Consider the following 16,305-nt stretch of genomic DNA (forward strand, 5'->3'; position numbering starts at 1 on the left):
TCATAGAAACGGTATATATAAAAGAAATATGATAAGATATAATTTTGATGAAGTGATCGACCGCAGGGGAACCCATGCGGTGAAGCTTGACGGCATGCAGGAAATATGGGGAAGAACCGATCTGATTCCACTGTGGGTGGCTGATATGGACTTTGCAACTCCTCCTTTTATACTGGAAGCTGTCAGAAAACGTTGTGAACATCCCATTCTGGGATATACGGAAAAACCGGACGGTTATTACGAGGCTGTCATCAACTGGCTGAAGACCCGGTATGACATGAATGTGTCGAAAGAGCATTTGAATTATGTTCCCGGTATTGTGGCAGGGCTCGGTATGGCCATCAACTGTTTTACTTCTCCGGGTGATAAGATAATGATTATGCCTCCGGTTTATCATCCGTTCGCATGGCTGGTGAAGCGGAATAACCGTCAGTTAGTGGAATGTCCGCTGATTCTGGAAGACGGGCATTACCGGATGAACCTGGATCAGCTTCGCCGTGAAAAGAAGGGAGTGCGCGTACTGATCCTTTGTAATCCTCATAATCCAGGAGGAGTGGTATGGACCCGTGAAGAACTTGAAGCGGTTGCTGAAATTTGTGCGGAAGATAATATACTGGTCTTTTCCGACGAGATTCATGCGGATCTCACTTTGCCTCCTGCCCGTCATCTGCCGTTTGCTATGGTTTCGGAGAAGGCACGAAACAATTCCGTGACTTTTATGGCTCCCAGCAAAACGTTCAATATGCCCGGTGTGGCAGCCTCTCATACCATTATATATAATAAGGATATACGCTCCCGTTTCAATGCCTGGCTGGAAGCCGGCGAGCTGAATGCGGGACATGTCTTTGCCTGGCCTGCCGTGGAAGCGGCCTATACATACGGGGCTGAATGGCTGGAGCAATGTCTGGAATACATTCAGGGCAATATTGATTATGTAGACAATTACCTGAAAAACCGTATTCCGCGTATTCATGCCATGCGTCCGATGGCTTCTTATCTGGTCTGGCTGGACTGTCGGGAACTGAACCTGTCGCAGCAGGAACTGAATCATCTTTTTGCCGAAGAGGCCGGGCTGGCTCTCAATGACGGCGAGATGTTTGGTAAAGAAGGTAAAGGCTTCATGCGCATGAATGTAGCATGTCCGCGAGTGACGCTGGAGCGCGCGATGAAACAGCTGGAAGAGGCTGTTGCAAGGATGTAGCCGTAACGATTTCAGCGCAGATACTGGTTCTTGAAAATATTGACACAGACCAGAAAGACGGACAGCAGCAGGGGACCGAAAATAATACCCATAAATCCGAATAGAGGCAGGCCGATAAACACTCCGAAGATGGTGATCAGCGGGTGGGTATCGGCCAGTTTCTTTTGCAGGATGAAGCGGATCAGATTATCAATGTTGGTTACAATCAGTCCGCAATAGAGCACCAGTCCCAGGGCATGAGGCCAGTCGCCTGAGATAGCCATGTAGGCAGCCAGCGGAATCCATACCAGTGCGGTTCCCACGATCGGGATAATGGTTGCAAAGCAGGTCAGGAATCCGAACAGCAAAACACTGGGGGCATCAAACAGATAATATCCCAATGATGCAATCATGCCTTGAATAACAGCCAGCAAAGGAATACCTATGGCGTTGGAACGCACCAGCAGATGTATCTCGGTAAGCACTTCTTTCTTGTTTTCTTCATTGAACGGCAGGATTTCATAGATATACTGTTCCATGCGTTTTCCTCCGATGAGCATGAAGTAAAGTACGATGATCAGTACACCGATATTGACCGTAAAGCTGCTGATTCCTCCCATAAGAAATTGTCCGATGGAAGGCAGGATGGAAGCTACTGAAGAGATGTTTTTCTGGTCGAACAGATCATAGCTGGTCTGAGTCCGTACCCAGTCGGTCAGTTGGGTAATGGTATGAATAAAAGCCTGGGTGTCTACATTGACAGTCTGCAGCTTGTGGATGAGCAGCCATGCCACCAGTGAGAGTGGAACCAGAAAGCAGAGAATTGTTTCCAGCAAGAGCAATACGGCAGAGATACCTTTCCCGAAATGTCTTTTGTGTGTGAGATAAAACATCTGTTTGCGGAGCATGATATAAATGGTACATGCACCGAGCAGACCTCCCATGAAAGGAGTAAGTTTCAGAAAAAGGATGAGTCCGAGAACCAGGATAATGGCGATCAGGGAGTATTTCCAGTATTGTTCTTTCAGGCTGTTCATGGCAATTTATTGAAAAAGAAAGTTATTTGTCTGTGAAGTTGTTGTATTGACCATTGATCTTTTCCTCAGTTTCGGGAGCGAGTTCCAGTGCTTTCTTCATGTCGGCTACGGAACCTTCCTTATCTCCGTTCAACAACTTGATTCGTCCCCGTTCCTGATAGGCCTGGGCAAAGTTGGGATTGATATCAATGGCTTCGTCATACACAGCGATGGCCTTTTCTGTCTCTTTCAGGGAGAGATAAAGTTCTCCGAGCAGGAAATAGGCTTTTTCCTGGAAAGGATTGAGCGACAGAATTTGCTGAAGCTGTCCGATGGCTTGATCCGTATTGCCGGTAGCAGCCTGTATTTCTGCATCAAGCAACAAGGCCTGTTCGTCATTGGGATTCATCCGAAGCAGGACCTGTATGTCCTCACCGGCTTCCTTGACCTGTCTCATGTTCCACAAAGTTTCAGCTCTCAGCTGGTAAGCCTCCGTATAGTCTTCTTTCAGAAGGATGGCTTTGGTAAGCATGGCAATAGCCATAAAATCATTGTGCAGACCGATGGCAGCTTTGGCTGCGAAATAATAGGCCAGCGGTTTCTGGCTGTCCAGTTCGATGGCTTTCCGGCAGGCTTCTTCCATGGTTTTATAATCTTCCTGCATATAGCAGACACCGGCCAGTGAAATCCATGTGTCAGCCTGTTGTCCGTCGAGTGCTATCATGCGTTCCAGCGTGTGGCGTGCATCGTCCAGCCGGTTAGCCTGTGTATAGGAAGTGACCAGCAAACTGAGTGTTTCCGTTTCTTCCTGGATGGCGGTTGCTTCTTCAAAACATTTGATGGCATAGGCCAGTTGTCCGATGTTTCGGGCACGAATGCCGTTGTATTTCAGGATTTCAAAGTTTTTCTTTTCCTGTTTGGCTTGTTGATCTTTGCTGGAGTTGTTTCCTCCGAATAATGATGATAATAGACCCATATCTGTGTGATTTCAAATTCTTGTTACTTCTTTGCAAAGATAGCCAGAAAAAAGAATGAAGGCATCATAATTGGAAGAAAAGATCGATAAACAGATGCTGAAAACCTCAGTTTAATAAAAAGAAATTTGTAAGTTTGCACCCTGTAAAACAAAAGTATAACCGGCATAGGGCCGAAGGGTGTCCGTCGAGGTATCAAAGTGGGGCTTATGCATAAAATAAGGAATGTAATATGATGAAGAAAGCAATGCTTTTTGTGGCAGCTCTGTTGGCCTGCCACGTTGCGAATGCACAGTATTTCTGTACGACGGAAGGTACGGAATTGCATTATGTAAATTATGATGAAGTGGGACAGAGTGTTTCCGACGAGACGATGACGGTAAAGAACATATTGCAGGAGGGAAATACCGTGAAGGCTAGTTATTATGCCAAGATTGTTACCACCAAGGCCAAAAACAATACGTCTTATACTTTATTCAACTGGAGTTATGACGGCAAGAATACGGTTTGTACGGAAGATTTGATGTATGGTCCTTATATCGCTTCTGATTCAGACCCCGACAAATATGATGAAGTGGCACGTATGAAGATGCTGGATGACCGCAAATTCAAAGGTGACAATTCTTTTACGATCAAGGATTCTGCTCAGGGAGGTGAAACAATTCCTGACCGTTCTTACCAGCTGATCCTGAATATGCTGAAGAATGAAGTGAATATTTCAGGGGCAGCTTATATGGGAGAGGAGCAGGTACATACCCGTGCCGGTAAGTTTGACTGTATCAAGATTTCTTATCTGATGCGTACCAAGATTGTTTTGAAGAGCAAGACTTTGCGTGTAACAGAATGGTATGCCAAAGGTGTTGGTCTGGTTAAGTCTGAGGCTTATGATACCAAAGGCAAGCTGGACTGCAAGACTTTGCTGGTGAAGATTGATAAATAAGAATTTGAAATAACGGGCAGTTCATCTCCGGGTAAATGCGGAAGAGAACTGCCTGTCAGTTTATCCAAGACGGTGGTCTGAGCTTTCTGCTCTTAGAACGAAGGAATAAAATATTGGTGACTGAATCTCCTGATCAGTTCAATGAACTCGGAAGGAAGTCTGCGCATGACTTCCTGTCTGATGCAGTCTGGTATTTTTTGATAATAAGCTTCTGCTATACTACCTGTAATGGCTCCCATGGTATCAGCATCTCCGCCGAGAGAGACGGCCAGGCGGACTGCATGTTCATAGTCATTGCTTTCCAGAAAAGCGGTGATGGAAGGAGGAACACTTCCCTGACAAGTGACGTCAAAAGTGTAGTCTTTTCTGATTGTTCCGCAACTTTGATGAAGGTCATAGTGGAAAGTCTCTTCTATATACTTCTTAATTTGTTCTTTGGAATGTCCGGTACGCGCCAGAAAGATGCAGGCGGCAGTGGCCTGTGCCCCTTTGATGCCTTCGGGATGATTATGGGAGACACTGGCATTTTCGCTGGCTGCCCGTAGCGTTTCTTCCAAAGAGGGGAAAGCCCATCCGACAGGACTGATACGCATGGCTGAACCATTTCCGAAGCTATTGTAGGGGCGGGGATTCTTGCTTGTCAGCCATTTCTGAAAGCCTCTTCCATAGCCGGCATCGGGATACCGGTTGCCATATTCCTGCATGAGGGATGGGAGATTGTCTTGGGTCAATATCCATTGGGCTGTGGCCATGGTCATGACGGTATCATCCGTGAAGCGTGATTCAGGATGAAACAAAGGAAAGTTTAAGTCTTTTGTCGGGCGAAACTCATAATAAGAGCCTATCAGATCGCCGGCGATGGCACCTAACAAAAGATTATTCTCTGCATAAAGGTTTGTGGTATCTGTCATGATGTTTGAACGGATTGGTCTTGGTTTCTGGAACAATGAAGAGTATTCTGTTCACAAAGTTATGTATTTTCAGAATGTCGGATGTCTTTCAGAGAATAAAAATAAGTAAGCCATTTGTCTTTGAGAAGAGCAAATGGCTTAACAGAGAGTGCAAATGTTTTAAGGTTTATTTTCCCTGACTGATTGTTTGTTTTTATTGTTTCTGACGTTGTGGACGTTCTTTCTTCATTTGTTCAAATGCTTCTTTCTGCTCATCTGTAAGCAGGGATGTTATTTTCTTTTCCAGTTCCTGCATGGCACTTTTGCGTTCTTCGCGTGATAAATCCTGCTTGAAAAAATCAGAATAAAGCGTTGTGATCTGCTTTTCCTGTTCGTCAGTCAGATTAAGTTTCTTGTCAAGTTTTTCCACCATTTGTTCTGGAGTACGGGTTTTTCCTTCTTTGCGTTGAGCATTTACACTTTGTAAAGTCAGCATACCCATAAGGGTTAAAAAAATATTTTTTTCATGTTCAAATTGTTTTTAAAGGTTATCTGATTGTATATACAAAACTGATCATTGCATAAGGCTGTAACACATTGCTGCTTACGTAATCATAATAGTTGCTGCCTGTGCGATGTGTAAAGGCCTGATTTTGTTTCAGTACGTCGAAGGCTTCTATTCTGATTTCAGCGGCATTATTCTTCAGGAACTTCTTTCCGAGCGACAGGTTCCACAGGAAATAATCCTCGGTTCCGGTATCCAGTCCGGTATAACCAATGTAATTGAATGTACTTCTGAAAGTAAGTCCCCAAAAGAAAGTCCAGCCCAGTTTGGCTGCTGCTGTATGCGTTACATAATCACTCCCGGCAGTATTGTCCAGCGAACTGAACATTTTGTTGATTCCGGCAGAATAAGAAGCTGTGAAATCAAGATTCTTACTGATATTGCTTCCGATAATGATTTTCGGGATCAGGTTCAGTTCACGTGTACGGCTTTCTATTCCATCGAAGATGGTAGGAACATTTGCATAGTTGGCTGACAGACTGAGGTTGATGTTGCTCCGGATAAAGTCTACCGGAAAACCGTAAGTCAGCATGGATTGCAGACTGTAGTAACCGTCCAAATTCACCGGGCGGGTAAACTGAGAACCTTTATTCAGAGTAACCGTAGGTGACAAGGCAATGTCCTCTCTGGCAACAAAAGTGCTGTCGGCCACGTAATCTTGCTGGATGGTAGCTCCTACCATGGCAATGAAAGTTTGTCCGGACTTTGTTGTGCGTAAGTAGCGCAGATTGGCTGTGTGCGATACTTGCTGGTCAAGGTTGGGATTACCGGTTGAAAGGAACAACGGATTGGAATTATCTATGACATTCTGCAGGTTGGTTACAGAAGGAGAAGATGACTTGCTGCGATAACGGAGCTGGAAAGAGTTGTTCCGATCCACTGAATAACGCAATGTGAACGAAGGAAGAAGGGAGAAATATTTGTGCGACAGTTCATCAGGTTGAGGATAAACCAAGTCTCCTTTCAGGTTCGCCCACTGGGCATCGACTCCCAGCATGGCACTCAGTTTGCCGGCGCGATAACGGAGTCCTACATTTCCTGCCTGGGTCAGATATCCCGACTGATACTCATTGGAAAGGCTTTCATCCAACTGGTCATAAAGATCGGTCACAGCAGAGTGATTATATGTTTTTTTGTCGTTCTCTGAATCTGTGTAACTCATTTTATATCCAAGTTGCAGTTGCAGATTGTCGGTCAGCTTCTCTGTGCAGTTCAGATTGGAACGCAGACTATATTGTTGGTTTAAAGTCTGTTTCCATTGGCTGTAGCTTTCTGTTGCAGGAGAAATTTCTAAACCATAGAGTGTATTCTGGTAATCTGTATAGGTATCTCCATCCGTGTTGCTCATCTTTCCGCTCAGCATCAGCGACAGCGTACGTCCTTCTTTCAGAAAGCGGTGCCGAAGCATCAGATCGGCTCCCACATTGTAGGCATTGTTTTTTCCGAAAGAAGAGGTTTCAGTTTCATTGTCTGTTATTCCGTTCACCAGATTCTGTCCTTGCAACAGTCCGTAAGTGTCATTGTTCTGAAAACTCAACGTAGGGCGGAACTGCAGGGAAGTTCGTTCAGTCATCTGATAATCCAGTTTCATATTGAAACGATGATTCCAGTTTTTCATGGAATTTTCCTGATATTCATTATAAGTTATTCCGGGTAAAACGGATTCAAAATATTCTCTGTCGGTCTGTTGCTGAGTCAGGTTATCCGACTGGTTGAAGAAATAGCTTCCGGTCACTTTCAGTTTCTTTCCCCATTGATCAACGTAATTTAATCCGAGTCCATTGGCAGAAGTTACACCTCCCAGGCTTCCTACCATAAAATTAGAAGCATTGTTTCCACCCGGGCTTCCGGCTTTTCCACCTCCACGTCCGCCACGTCCTTTGCCGCTGTTCCCGGCAGACATGACTCCTGCCAGGTCTTCCTGGGAGAAGTTTTGCTGGTTGACGTTGTTGGACATTCCTAATATAGAAATACGCCGGTCATCGTTGAAGAAGTTTATATTTCCGTTGACTTTGTAGCGGTCATCGGTTCCATATCCTCCGGATACTTCACCGAAAGTGCCTTGACGGAAGCCACTTTTCGTTACGATGTTAATTGTTTTGACTTCTTCTCCGTCATCAAATCCGGTGAATTCGGCCTGTTCACTTTTCTTGTCAAAAATTTCAATGCTGGCAATAACATCCGACGGCAGGTTTTTGATGGCCAGATTTACATCACCATCAAAGAATTCCTTTCCGTCCACCAGGACTTTCTGTACTTGTTCTCCCTGTGCCTGAATCGTACCGCCTTCCACTACGATACCCGGCATTTTGGCCAGCAAGTCCTCTGCTGAACTTCCCATCATCACCTGGAAAGCTTCTGCATTGTACATCAGACTGTCACCTTTCTGTTCGGCACGGGTTGCACGACCCTGTACGGATACTTCTCCCAGTAACCGGGCATCTTCGCTCATTTCTATTTTTACCTGCCTTTGCTGTTTTGTGGAAAGATCCAGTTTTTCTTTATAAGCTTTGTAGCCTACATATGTTATCTGGAGCGTATAAGTTCCAGGCTGAAGCTTTTTAAACTGGAAAAATCCATTCAGATCTGTCGATGTATAACTGGATTTTCCTTCAGAAGAAATCAGTTGCACTGTCGCCGAGATCAGGCTTTCTTTTGTACTTTTGTCTGTTACTGTTCCCGAAAGGCTTTGTGCCATCAGGGTCAGTGGAAGTACCCAACTAACCAGTATGAGAATAATTTTTGCCATAATCTGTGTTTTTTATTTGTTCTGCGAGCAAAATTAACATACTCTTTTTAACAAAATTCGGGCTGTATGAAAAGTAGGGGTAAACGACACAGATCTGATGGTAAATGACATTCTGGTTATTTTTGCAGGCTGAAGAAAACTAGTATTTTTGCAGAAAACGAAAAAGTTATGTGGCAAATCAAGAAACTTCCCTTTTACATTGATCTGGTGTTCTGTCTGGTATTACTGCCGGCTATGATCACTTTGCTTCCTATAGAACGCTGGCTGGTGAATGATTCTCTTTTTGTTTATTTGCTGGTATCGTGGCTCTATATTGTGTATATACTGAACAGGCGACTGACCATGCCTTTGCTCTTCATCGGAAACCGGCGCTTCCTGGTTGCCCTGGTTCTGATTCTGCTCACTTTGGCTGGGACTTATTTCATTACCCGTTATCAGATGGAAATACCATTTCACCGGATGCATTCTTCCCGTTTCCGTCAGCCGGTTCCCAAGATCAAGCTTCAGTAGCAGGCAGTATGGTTCCTGTATATTGTGGTCATGACGTTCAGCATGGCAGTCGGTCTGTTGACCCAATTGTATCATCAGATCATGGAGCGTCAGGCAGTGGAGTTTGAAAGGAAAAAGGCAGAACTGGCCCTCTATAAGGCACAGATCAATCCCCATTTCCTGTTTAACAGTCTGAATACACTTTATGCCATGGTGTTGACTGGTTCGGCTCAGGTGGAAGATGCCTTTACCCAGTTCATCGGTTTAATGAAATATATGTATGCCAACAATACGAAAGACAAGATACCGGTATGCACGGAAGTGGATTATATCCGTCAGTATATCGGACTCCAGAAATATCGGATACCGCGGGATTTCCAGATACATTTCTCGTACCATCATGATGAAACAGACCAGATGGGAATAGTTCCGATGATCCTGATTACTTTCGTTGAAAATGTGTTCAAGCATGGGGTGTCCTCTCAGCATGCAGGAGAAGCATTCGTGGATATTCGTATGGAAAAGGGAGAATTATTATTTTCTACGCGCAATCCTTTATTAAACCATCACCGTTCAAATTCATCTAAAGGAATAGGTATTGAGAATTGCAGGAAACGACTTGATCTGCTTTATCCTGGCCGGTATACCTTAATGATAGGGGCAGAGGGAGAGGAATATGTCGTTACCCTCAGCCTTGACTTAAAGTGATAGAACATGAAATGTATTGCCATTGATGATGAACCTATGGCGCTGGAGATCCTTTCCAGCTTCTGCCAACGCTATGGGAATATAGAACTGACCACATTCAACAATCCGATATCCGGTATGGATCGTGTCAGGAAGATGAAGCCGGATCTGCTTTTTCTGGATATTGAAATGGGAGATGTGAACGGAGTAGAGCTGGCCCGTGACCTTCCGCAAGGTACGCTGTTGATCTTTACAACGGCCTATGCGGAATATGCCCTTGATGGTTTTGACCTGAATGCTGTGGATTTTCTGCATAAACCTTTTTCATATGGCAGGTTTGAGAAAGCGGTTCAGAAGGCTTTCGAACTCCATGCCTTGCAGCAATTGTCCGCCAGTCCCGTTTTTACGGAAGAAAGCATAACTCTGAAGGTCGGATATAAAAGTACCAATGTCAAGCTGAAGGATATCCTTTACATCGAATCGATGGATAATTATGTCCGGATTTATTTGCCGGAACGGCAATGCATCATGTCGCAGACCAGCATGAAAAATATACAGGAACTTCTGCCGGAAGGGAAATTCACCCGGGTACACAAGTCTTTTCTGGTTCCGGTTCACCGGATAGCCAGCCATACCAGCAAGGAGATTACGTTGTATGGAGGAATCCGGCTTCCAGTCGGAAGAAGTTACAGTAAAGAACTGAAACTTATCCTTCCTGAGGTCTGAACCTGTTCTTCAATTTTTACTTCCTGGCCTTGCCGGATATCCCACTCTCATTGTGACAGCATCTCCATAACTAGCTCAGTATATCCATAACATTCATAAGCGAATGGTTTATGAAAGAAGTTTGTGGAAGAAACCGAAGCCGGAAAAACTTATAAGGTTGTACTGACTGACCAGGCAGGAAACGAAGTTACGGTGGTTTATAACGAACAAGGTGAAGCACAGCAATAAAATCTTTTTGAGTAAAGGTTTCGGCACCGGCATACACTCGTGTACTGCCGGTGTCTTTTTTTTGAGGGGAAAGACCGAACCGAAAGCAACTTTCGTGTGTTAATAAAGAGAATCTGTTTGCATTAAAAACGTAAAGAATATGGAAAACCTGAACATCATTCATGAACCGGAAAAACAGCGTTTCATTCTGACTATACAGGACGAAACGGCTCATGTCGCTTATCGGATTGAAAACGGGGCCTTCGACATCCGTCATACCATTGTTCCTGCTCCGCTTGAAGGGAAAGGGATTGCTTCAGCTTTGGTGAAGGAAGCTTATGACTATGCCCGCGGACAAGGCTATCAGATTGTGGCAACCTGTGCCTATGCCGTGCGCTGGCTTCAACGTCATCCCGAATATGAAGGAAAACCCAGTGATGAATATTGTGCAGGAAATGCGTGTGCTTTGTAACGCCGCACTCCCTGCAGGATCTCCTGTCATCGAGTAGTACGATGAGCCTGCATCGACCGCACGATTGGGCCGCAACGACCGCACGATTCCGGCTCATCGACCGCACGATTTTTTCCCCTTGTACAGAATGCCCTGGAAGGGGTTGTAGGGCCCTTTATGGCCTTTCATCAGAAGCCGCCGAAGTTTTTTTAAAACGTTTCGGCGTTTTCCTTCAAAGCCCGAAGTCTTTTACTCAAAACGTTTCGGCGTTTTTTGAACAGCCTGAGGCCTTTTGCCCCGGAACTCCTTGGGCGATATTCCTGTATGCTTTTTGAAGAACCGGCTCAGATAGGAAGAGTCGGGAAACTGGCAGTTGGCTGCAATCTCGGCAATGGACAGGTCGGGATTGTTGAGCTGAACTTTTATTTCTGCGGTGAGTTGTTCGTCAATAAAATCCTTGGGAGTTTTTCCGTTGACTGCGGATGCCGTGATTTCATTCAGATAACGCGGAGTGATGCAGAGCTTTTCGGCATAGAATGCCACCTGGTGTTCCTGGGCCGCATGCTCATGGATGAGATGCATGAAGCGGTGGAAAAGCAACTGTTTGCGCGTGTATGAACGGGCCACGGATACATACGTTTCCGGAATGGAGCTGAATATCCACAGAAACATGCTTTGCAGGAAATTCAGTTCCAGCTGTTCGGTGAAGGCGGATGACGGCTGACTGAAGAGCATCTGTCCCATATCCATCCAGAGATTGACATTTTTCCAGCTTTGAAGGCTTCCGGTCTTTCCGTGGTCGAACAGAGGGAACTCTTTCATATAGTCGAAATAAGTGGTGTCGAGTGAGACCGCAGCCTGAAGGAAGAGCCGGGAGGGGTAGAGCAGCATCCGTACGCGGAAGTCGGCCGAAGCTTCGATCAGCTGCATGATGCTTCCCCGCCAGAAAATGAGTTCCGTCGTTTCATGGAGATGAAACTGCTGGGCACCCGTGGAGAGGATCCCTTCTCCCCAGACACAGATGATCTGGATACCACAGTCGAAATAGAGCGGTGAGGCGAGAAGGAAGCTCAGGTTGCTTTCTTCGTACTGGACTTTCGGGGGAGAAGATAACGGTGCTGTTTCCACGATACTTACTTTTATGAAACAAAAGTATCCTTTTTTCTGAGGTAAAAAAGGATTTGTTCAGGTTTTGAAAACTTTTGCACGGCAAAAGGCAGGCGTACTTTTCCATACAATACCTAATTTTGCAGCGTTCTAAAAAGATTGTTTTATGGTAAAAGAAAATTCTCAGTTGTTTATTCTGGTATTCCTCGGAATGCTTACGGCCTTTGGCCCTTTCGTGACGGATATGTATCTGCCTACACTGCCCGCAATGACCGGATTCTTTCAAACCACTTCTTCCCAGGTACAGTTGGGACTGACGGCAAGTATGATCGGACTGGCTGTCGGACAACTCCTGTTCGGTCCGCTGAGTGACAAGTACGGACGCCGCATTCCGCTGATTATGGCAATGCTTCTGTTCCTGTTCTCCACGCTGGGATGTCTTTTTTCAGCAACGATCATGCAGTTTGTGGGCTGGCGTCTGGTGCAGGGGATAGCCGGAGCAGGCGGAATCGTTATATCACGTTCCATTGCAGCTGATAAATATTCGGGCAGGGAGCTGGCTAAAATGCTCGCCGTCATCGGTGCCATCAATGGAGTTGCACCCGTGGCTGCTCCGATGGCAGGAGGAGGCATGGCCGGCAGTCTGGGATGGCAAGGCATCTTCTGGGCACTCTTTGTGCTGGGTATTCTGCTGCTGGCGGGCAGTATTCATTTCAGAGAATCGCTTCCGGCAACACGGCGTCAACACGCCAGCTGGCGTGATGTTTATGCCGGCTTTGTGGCTGTGACCCGCAACCGCCGCTATGTCTGCTACATCTTTCAGTTCGGATTTGCTCAGGGAGTTCTGTTTGCCAATATCTCTTCGGCACCTTTCATCATGCAGGAACATTATGGTTTTTCACCGCTGATGTTCAGCGTCTGTTTTGGAATCAATGCGCTGGCCATCGTCATTTCCGCAGCCTCTTCCGTCCGTTTTTCTCATCCGGAACAGGCCTTGTACCGGGGAAGTTCCGGTATGGTTGTCGCTTCGCTGTTGCTCTGTCTGGCCCTTTGTTCGGACTGCAGTTTCTGGGTCTATGAAGTTTTGCTTCTGGGACTTCTTTCCATGCTGGGACTCACCTTTACGGCTTCGAACACTTTGGCTATGGATTGTGAACGGTCGCATGCAGGTATGGCTTCAGCCCTGCTGGGAGCACTGGGATTCGCTTTCGGCGGAATCGTATCTCCGTTTGTCGGTCTGGGAAATATTCTGGTTTCTACCGGCATTGCCTTTCTGGTCGGTTCCATCTGTTCATTTATCTGCACCCGCATGGCACTTCGCCGTACTTTTTCCCTGGCGCAATATTATAGTAAAAAGTAAGTCCTGATGAGGCTTCATCCGGTCCGTCTTTAGAGGAGTGGTCTGTTCTTTTCTGTACAAAGAATGTTGGGTATTTGAAAAAAATGATATCTTTGTACAAACCAGATTGATCTATGAACATGAAGCGGGTCCGGATTTTTTCATTATTGCTGCTTGTCGTCGGAACTTTCCTGCTGTTGGGAGGTGCCGGAGGATTTGTTTCCCTTTACATGGCCTCGCAGAAGTATGAACATACGACAGGCGTCATTCGTGATTATCAGACCAGGAAGATATACCGTTATCGTAAAATCCGTTATGAAAGCCAGATGCTGATCAGCTATCCGACCGACAGATACGGAGATTTGCTGGTGACCCGGACCAGTTACCTGCCGTTCAGGAGCAAGGGCGACAAGTTGCCGGTGTGGTATCATCCGGATCATCCGCGTGAAATCCGCCTGCCGAATTCTGAGTGTATGCTTTGGGGATTGCTGGCAGTTGCGGGATTGATCGGTATTTATGGAGGATGGGCTTGCCGGAAAGACTCCGGAACAGAGAAGCGGAATGCAGAAAATTAATTCCAAATAAAAATGTTATGAAGAACCAAAAAGTGATGAAAGCAGTATTTCTGCTGGTATGTTTAGTCCTGGCCGTTCCGTCGATGGCCCAGTTTAATCTGAAGAAAGCCATCAGCGGTGCAACCAAAATGGCCAAGGCAGTTACGCTGACCGATGAACAGATGACCGAGTATGTGAAAGAGTACATAGCCTGGATGGATGAACATAATCAGGTGTGTGCGGACGACAATCCATATACCATCCGGTTGAAGAAGCTGACAGAAGGTCTGGGAGACGCCGATGGAATTCCTCTGAACTTTAAGGTATATTATGTGACGGATGTGAACGCTTTTGCCTGTGCCGACGGTAGTGTGCGGGTATTTTCTTCGCTGATGGATATTATGAGTGACGAAGAACTGCTGGGTGTGATCGGCCATGAAATTGGTCATGTGGCTCACCGCGACTCGAAGAAAGATTTCCGTACGGCACTGCTGACTTCTGCCCTGAAGGACGGTATCTCTTCCCAGGGTGGCAAGGTAGCTGCACTGACAGATTCCCAGTTGGGTGACCTGACCGAAGCGCTGGTCAATGCACGTTACTCTCAGAAGCAGGAATGTGATGCGGATGACTATGGATATGAATTCCTGAAAAAGGCAGGAAAGAACCCCTGGGCCATGGCTTTGTCTTTCCAGAAGCTGAAAGAACTGCAAGGCGACGCAAAGACCTCCAAATTGAACCAGTTGTTTTCAACTCATCCGGATCTGGATTTAAGAATTGAGCGTATGGAAGAACGTGCAACCGGAGAAGGTATAGAAAAGCCTGTTGCTGCCGTTGCAGAATAAGCCGGTGGAAAAGCCGGATATCTTATAGCTTTTGCTTTCCTGATAGAAGTAAATGCCTGTTGAACCTTTATTTGTCAGCTTATGCGATTCAGATATTTTTTGCTCTTGATGTTTGCAGGGAGCTTTGTGAGTCTTTATGCTCAGGAAAATATCCGGAAAGATACGATTCGGATGGATGGAGACAGTCTGAGAAACTTTTCGGGGGAGGAAGTCCTTTCTTCTCCCGTATCGGGAAGAGGTACGGACGTTCGGAAAGTTGATGTCCAGCTTCCGGAATATCCGGATTCGGGAAAGATAAACATCCCGCTTTCCGGCTCTGTCCATGTGCCTCCTTATTTCATCAATCGCTCTCCGATGTTCTATGGCGATTACAGTACAAGCGGACAAATTGCCCCCGGTTTTTACGGAAGTGGTTCGCAGACCACTCTTCCGGGTTTCGGACGGATGAATCAGGCTGCTTTTGGATATCAGTATGCACTTACGGATTATCTGGAAGTACAGGCAGGAGTCAGTGCGATAAAATATAGTTTCCCAATGAGTGTCGGAGCCTCTTTCGGTGCTTCAGGCAGTTTGATCTACCATCCTTCCGGGCGCTTCCGTCTCACGGCCTTCGGAACATTTACCCCGGCAGATCGTTATGGCTTTCATCAGAATTCCTATGGATTGACAATGGGATATGATTTTACGGACAGATTGGGTATCGAAGCAGGTGTCCGACGGTATTACGATCCTCAAAGAGGATGGCAGACAGCTCCGGTAGTCACTCCCTATTATAAATTCAACAAATTTACGCTGGGAGTAGATGTCGGCGGCATTCTTTATGAAGTTCTCAGAAATATGGTTGTCCGTAATCGGCAGGGAAATTCGCCGACCATCATGCCTCCAGGCAGATAAGGTATGGGCAAGTTCACAGGCATCCGCTTCGTTGACAGTATCCCGTGTATGCAAGAATCAGAGAATCCATATCCACAAGACATTCAAAGAAATAGCACAAAGAGGCAAATGTTCCATGGTCTGATTCTTCGGATTTAAGCTGCGTCTGATATGCAATGAGCGTGGAGAACTACTCAGCTTCATGATTACTCCCGCTGATGTTGATGACCGTAAGCCTCTTGAATACAAGTATTTTGTAGAGTTTGTCTATGGAAAGCTTGTCGGTGATAAAGGATACTTCCTTTCTTTTTATTCCAAGATTATCTCCTTTTCGGAAAAGATAGACCAGATATGAATAATACATAAATAGTTTGTTCTTGAAATAAATTGTTAACCAGTTGGCAGAATTAAATTTGTGTATATTAAACTTTACCAACAGGTCCAATTTATTGTCATTTTTCTTTTAATTTAAAAACTGTGTATTTAATTTCATCTTCGTTATTTGTTTCTTTTCGAATAAGGAGCCCTTCTTTAGTTATTATAAAATTATTTGCAGACAGATTATATTCTTCGGCTAATTTTGTTTCTCCTAAAAATTGGAAATTAGAATCGTAAATAATTATTGATAAAGGTTTTTTCCAAGGTCTTTCATTAGGATTATAATTTATCCATGGATGCTCTATTATTCGATAATAAATATTTTTATACTTGTCATC

17 protein-coding genes and 1 pseudogene are annotated in these 16,305 nt (G+C 45.4%); 11 read left to right on the forward strand and 7 right to left on the reverse strand.

Annotation, left to right across the window (positions count from 1 at the left end):
* Positions 1-31 precede the first annotated feature (31 nt).
* Entirely contained in the window at positions 32-1,201 is a 1,170-nt protein-coding gene (locus BACCOPRO_RS12405; RefSeq protein ID WP_040311517.1) for a MalY/PatB family protein, read from the forward strand.
* Between the two features lie 11 nt (positions 1,202-1,212).
* Here BACCOPRO_RS12405 and BACCOPRO_RS12410 read toward each other — a convergent pair whose 3' ends face one another.
* The gene (locus BACCOPRO_RS12410) at positions 1,213-2,217 is read right to left on the reverse strand and encodes an AI-2E family transporter (protein WP_008144172.1); all 1,005 of its coding nucleotides are present in this window, start codon (positions 2,215-2,217) and stop codon (positions 1,213-1,215) included.
* Positions 2,218-2,239: 22 nt separating this feature from the next.
* On the reverse strand, positions 2,240-3,172 hold the full coding sequence (locus BACCOPRO_RS12415) for a tetratricopeptide repeat protein (RefSeq protein ID WP_008144175.1): 933 nt from the start codon (positions 3,170-3,172) through the stop codon (positions 2,240-2,242).
* Between the two features lie 233 nt (positions 3,173-3,405).
* On the opposite strand from BACCOPRO_RS12415, the gene BACCOPRO_RS12420 reads away from it, so the two are divergent.
* Complete coding sequence (locus tag BACCOPRO_RS12420) at positions 3,406-4,110, forward strand: TapB family protein (RefSeq protein ID WP_040311518.1); 705 nt, start codon at positions 3,406-3,408, stop codon at positions 4,108-4,110.
* Positions 4,111-4,202: 92 nt separating this feature from the next.
* On the opposite strand, the gene BACCOPRO_RS12425 is transcribed toward BACCOPRO_RS12420, so the two are convergent.
* From BACCOPRO_RS12425 to BACCOPRO_RS12435, 3 genes are all read right to left on the reverse strand, one after another.
* Positions 4,203-5,021, reverse strand: coding sequence for an ADP-ribosylglycohydrolase family protein (locus BACCOPRO_RS12425; protein WP_008144179.1), 819 nt, complete (start codon positions 5,019-5,021; stop codon positions 4,203-4,205).
* 193 nt (positions 5,022-5,214) lie between these two features.
* A complete protein-coding gene (locus BACCOPRO_RS12430; protein WP_246497764.1) occupies positions 5,215-5,496 on the reverse strand; it encodes a hypothetical protein in 282 nt (93 codons plus the stop codon).
* Positions 5,497-5,548: 52 nt separating this feature from the next.
* Positions 5,549-8,314 carry a TonB-dependent receptor gene (locus tag BACCOPRO_RS12435; protein WP_008144183.1) on the reverse strand — a complete coding sequence of 922 codons (2,766 nt, stop codon included), beginning with the start codon at positions 8,312-8,314 and terminating at the stop codon, positions 5,549-5,551.
* A gap of 168 nt (positions 8,315-8,482) precedes the next feature.
* Here BACCOPRO_RS12435 and BACCOPRO_RS18535 point away from each other — a divergent pair, with 168 nt between their 5' ends.
* From BACCOPRO_RS18535 to BACCOPRO_RS12450, 4 genes are all read left to right on the forward strand, one after another.
* Positions 8,483-8,824: a hypothetical protein gene (locus tag BACCOPRO_RS18535; protein ID WP_246497765.1), complete on the forward strand. Its 342-nt coding sequence runs from the start codon at positions 8,483-8,485 to the stop codon at positions 8,822-8,824.
* Between the two features lie 30 nt (positions 8,825-8,854).
* Positions 8,855-9,511, forward strand: a complete 657-nt coding sequence (locus tag BACCOPRO_RS18540) for a sensor histidine kinase (RefSeq protein WP_246497766.1) — start codon at positions 8,855-8,857, stop codon at positions 9,509-9,511.
* 6 nt (positions 9,512-9,517) lie between these two features.
* Positions 9,518-10,216, forward strand: coding sequence for a LytR/AlgR family response regulator transcription factor (locus BACCOPRO_RS12445; protein WP_008144189.1), 699 nt, complete (start codon positions 9,518-9,520; stop codon positions 10,214-10,216).
* Between the two features lie 367 nt (positions 10,217-10,583).
* Positions 10,584-10,895, forward strand: a complete 312-nt coding sequence (locus tag BACCOPRO_RS12450) for a GNAT family N-acetyltransferase (protein WP_008144191.1) — start codon at positions 10,584-10,586, stop codon at positions 10,893-10,895.
* Positions 10,896-11,123: 228 nt separating this feature from the next.
* On the opposite strand, the gene BACCOPRO_RS12455 is transcribed toward BACCOPRO_RS12450, so the two are convergent.
* Positions 11,124-12,002 carry a helix-turn-helix domain-containing protein gene (locus BACCOPRO_RS12455; RefSeq protein ID WP_008144193.1) on the reverse strand — a complete coding sequence of 293 codons (879 nt, stop codon included), beginning with the start codon at positions 12,000-12,002 and terminating at the stop codon, positions 11,124-11,126.
* 145 nt (positions 12,003-12,147) lie between these two features.
* Here BACCOPRO_RS12455 and BACCOPRO_RS12460 point away from each other — a divergent pair, with 145 nt between their 5' ends.
* The 5 genes and pseudogenes from BACCOPRO_RS12460 to BACCOPRO_RS17590 all read left to right on the forward strand — a co-directional run.
* Positions 12,148-13,341 carry a multidrug effflux MFS transporter gene (locus tag BACCOPRO_RS12460; protein ID WP_008144195.1) on the forward strand — a complete coding sequence of 398 codons (1,194 nt, stop codon included), beginning with the start codon at positions 12,148-12,150 and terminating at the stop codon, positions 13,339-13,341.
* Positions 13,342-13,454: 113 nt separating this feature from the next.
* A complete protein-coding gene (locus BACCOPRO_RS12465; RefSeq protein ID WP_008144197.1) occupies positions 13,455-13,895 on the forward strand; it encodes a DUF3592 domain-containing protein in 441 nt (146 codons plus the stop codon).
* Positions 13,896-13,912: 17 nt separating this feature from the next.
* Positions 13,913-14,716: a M48 family metallopeptidase gene (locus BACCOPRO_RS12470; RefSeq protein ID WP_008144199.1), complete on the forward strand. Its 804-nt coding sequence runs from the start codon at positions 13,913-13,915 to the stop codon at positions 14,714-14,716.
* A gap of 126 nt (positions 14,717-14,842) precedes the next feature.
* On the forward strand, positions 14,843-15,610 hold the full coding sequence (locus BACCOPRO_RS12475; RefSeq protein WP_246497767.1) for a hypothetical protein: 768 nt from the start codon (positions 14,843-14,845) through the stop codon (positions 15,608-15,610).
* 3 nt (positions 15,611-15,613) lie between these two features.
* Positions 15,614-15,887 (forward strand): annotated as a pseudogene (locus tag BACCOPRO_RS17590) (transposase); the annotation flags it as partial.
* Positions 15,888-16,041: 154 nt separating this feature from the next.
* Here the strand turns inward: BACCOPRO_RS17590 and BACCOPRO_RS12485 are convergent.
* Positions 16,042-16,305, reverse strand: a 264-nt coding sequence (locus tag BACCOPRO_RS12485; protein WP_008144207.1) for a DUF4221 family protein, incomplete at its 5' end; no start/stop codon positions are given.

Source organism: Phocaeicola coprophilus DSM 18228 = JCM 13818, assembly GCF_000157915.1.
In the GTDB taxonomy this organism is placed as follows: domain Bacteria; phylum Bacteroidota; class Bacteroidia; order Bacteroidales; family Bacteroidaceae; genus Phocaeicola; species Phocaeicola coprophilus.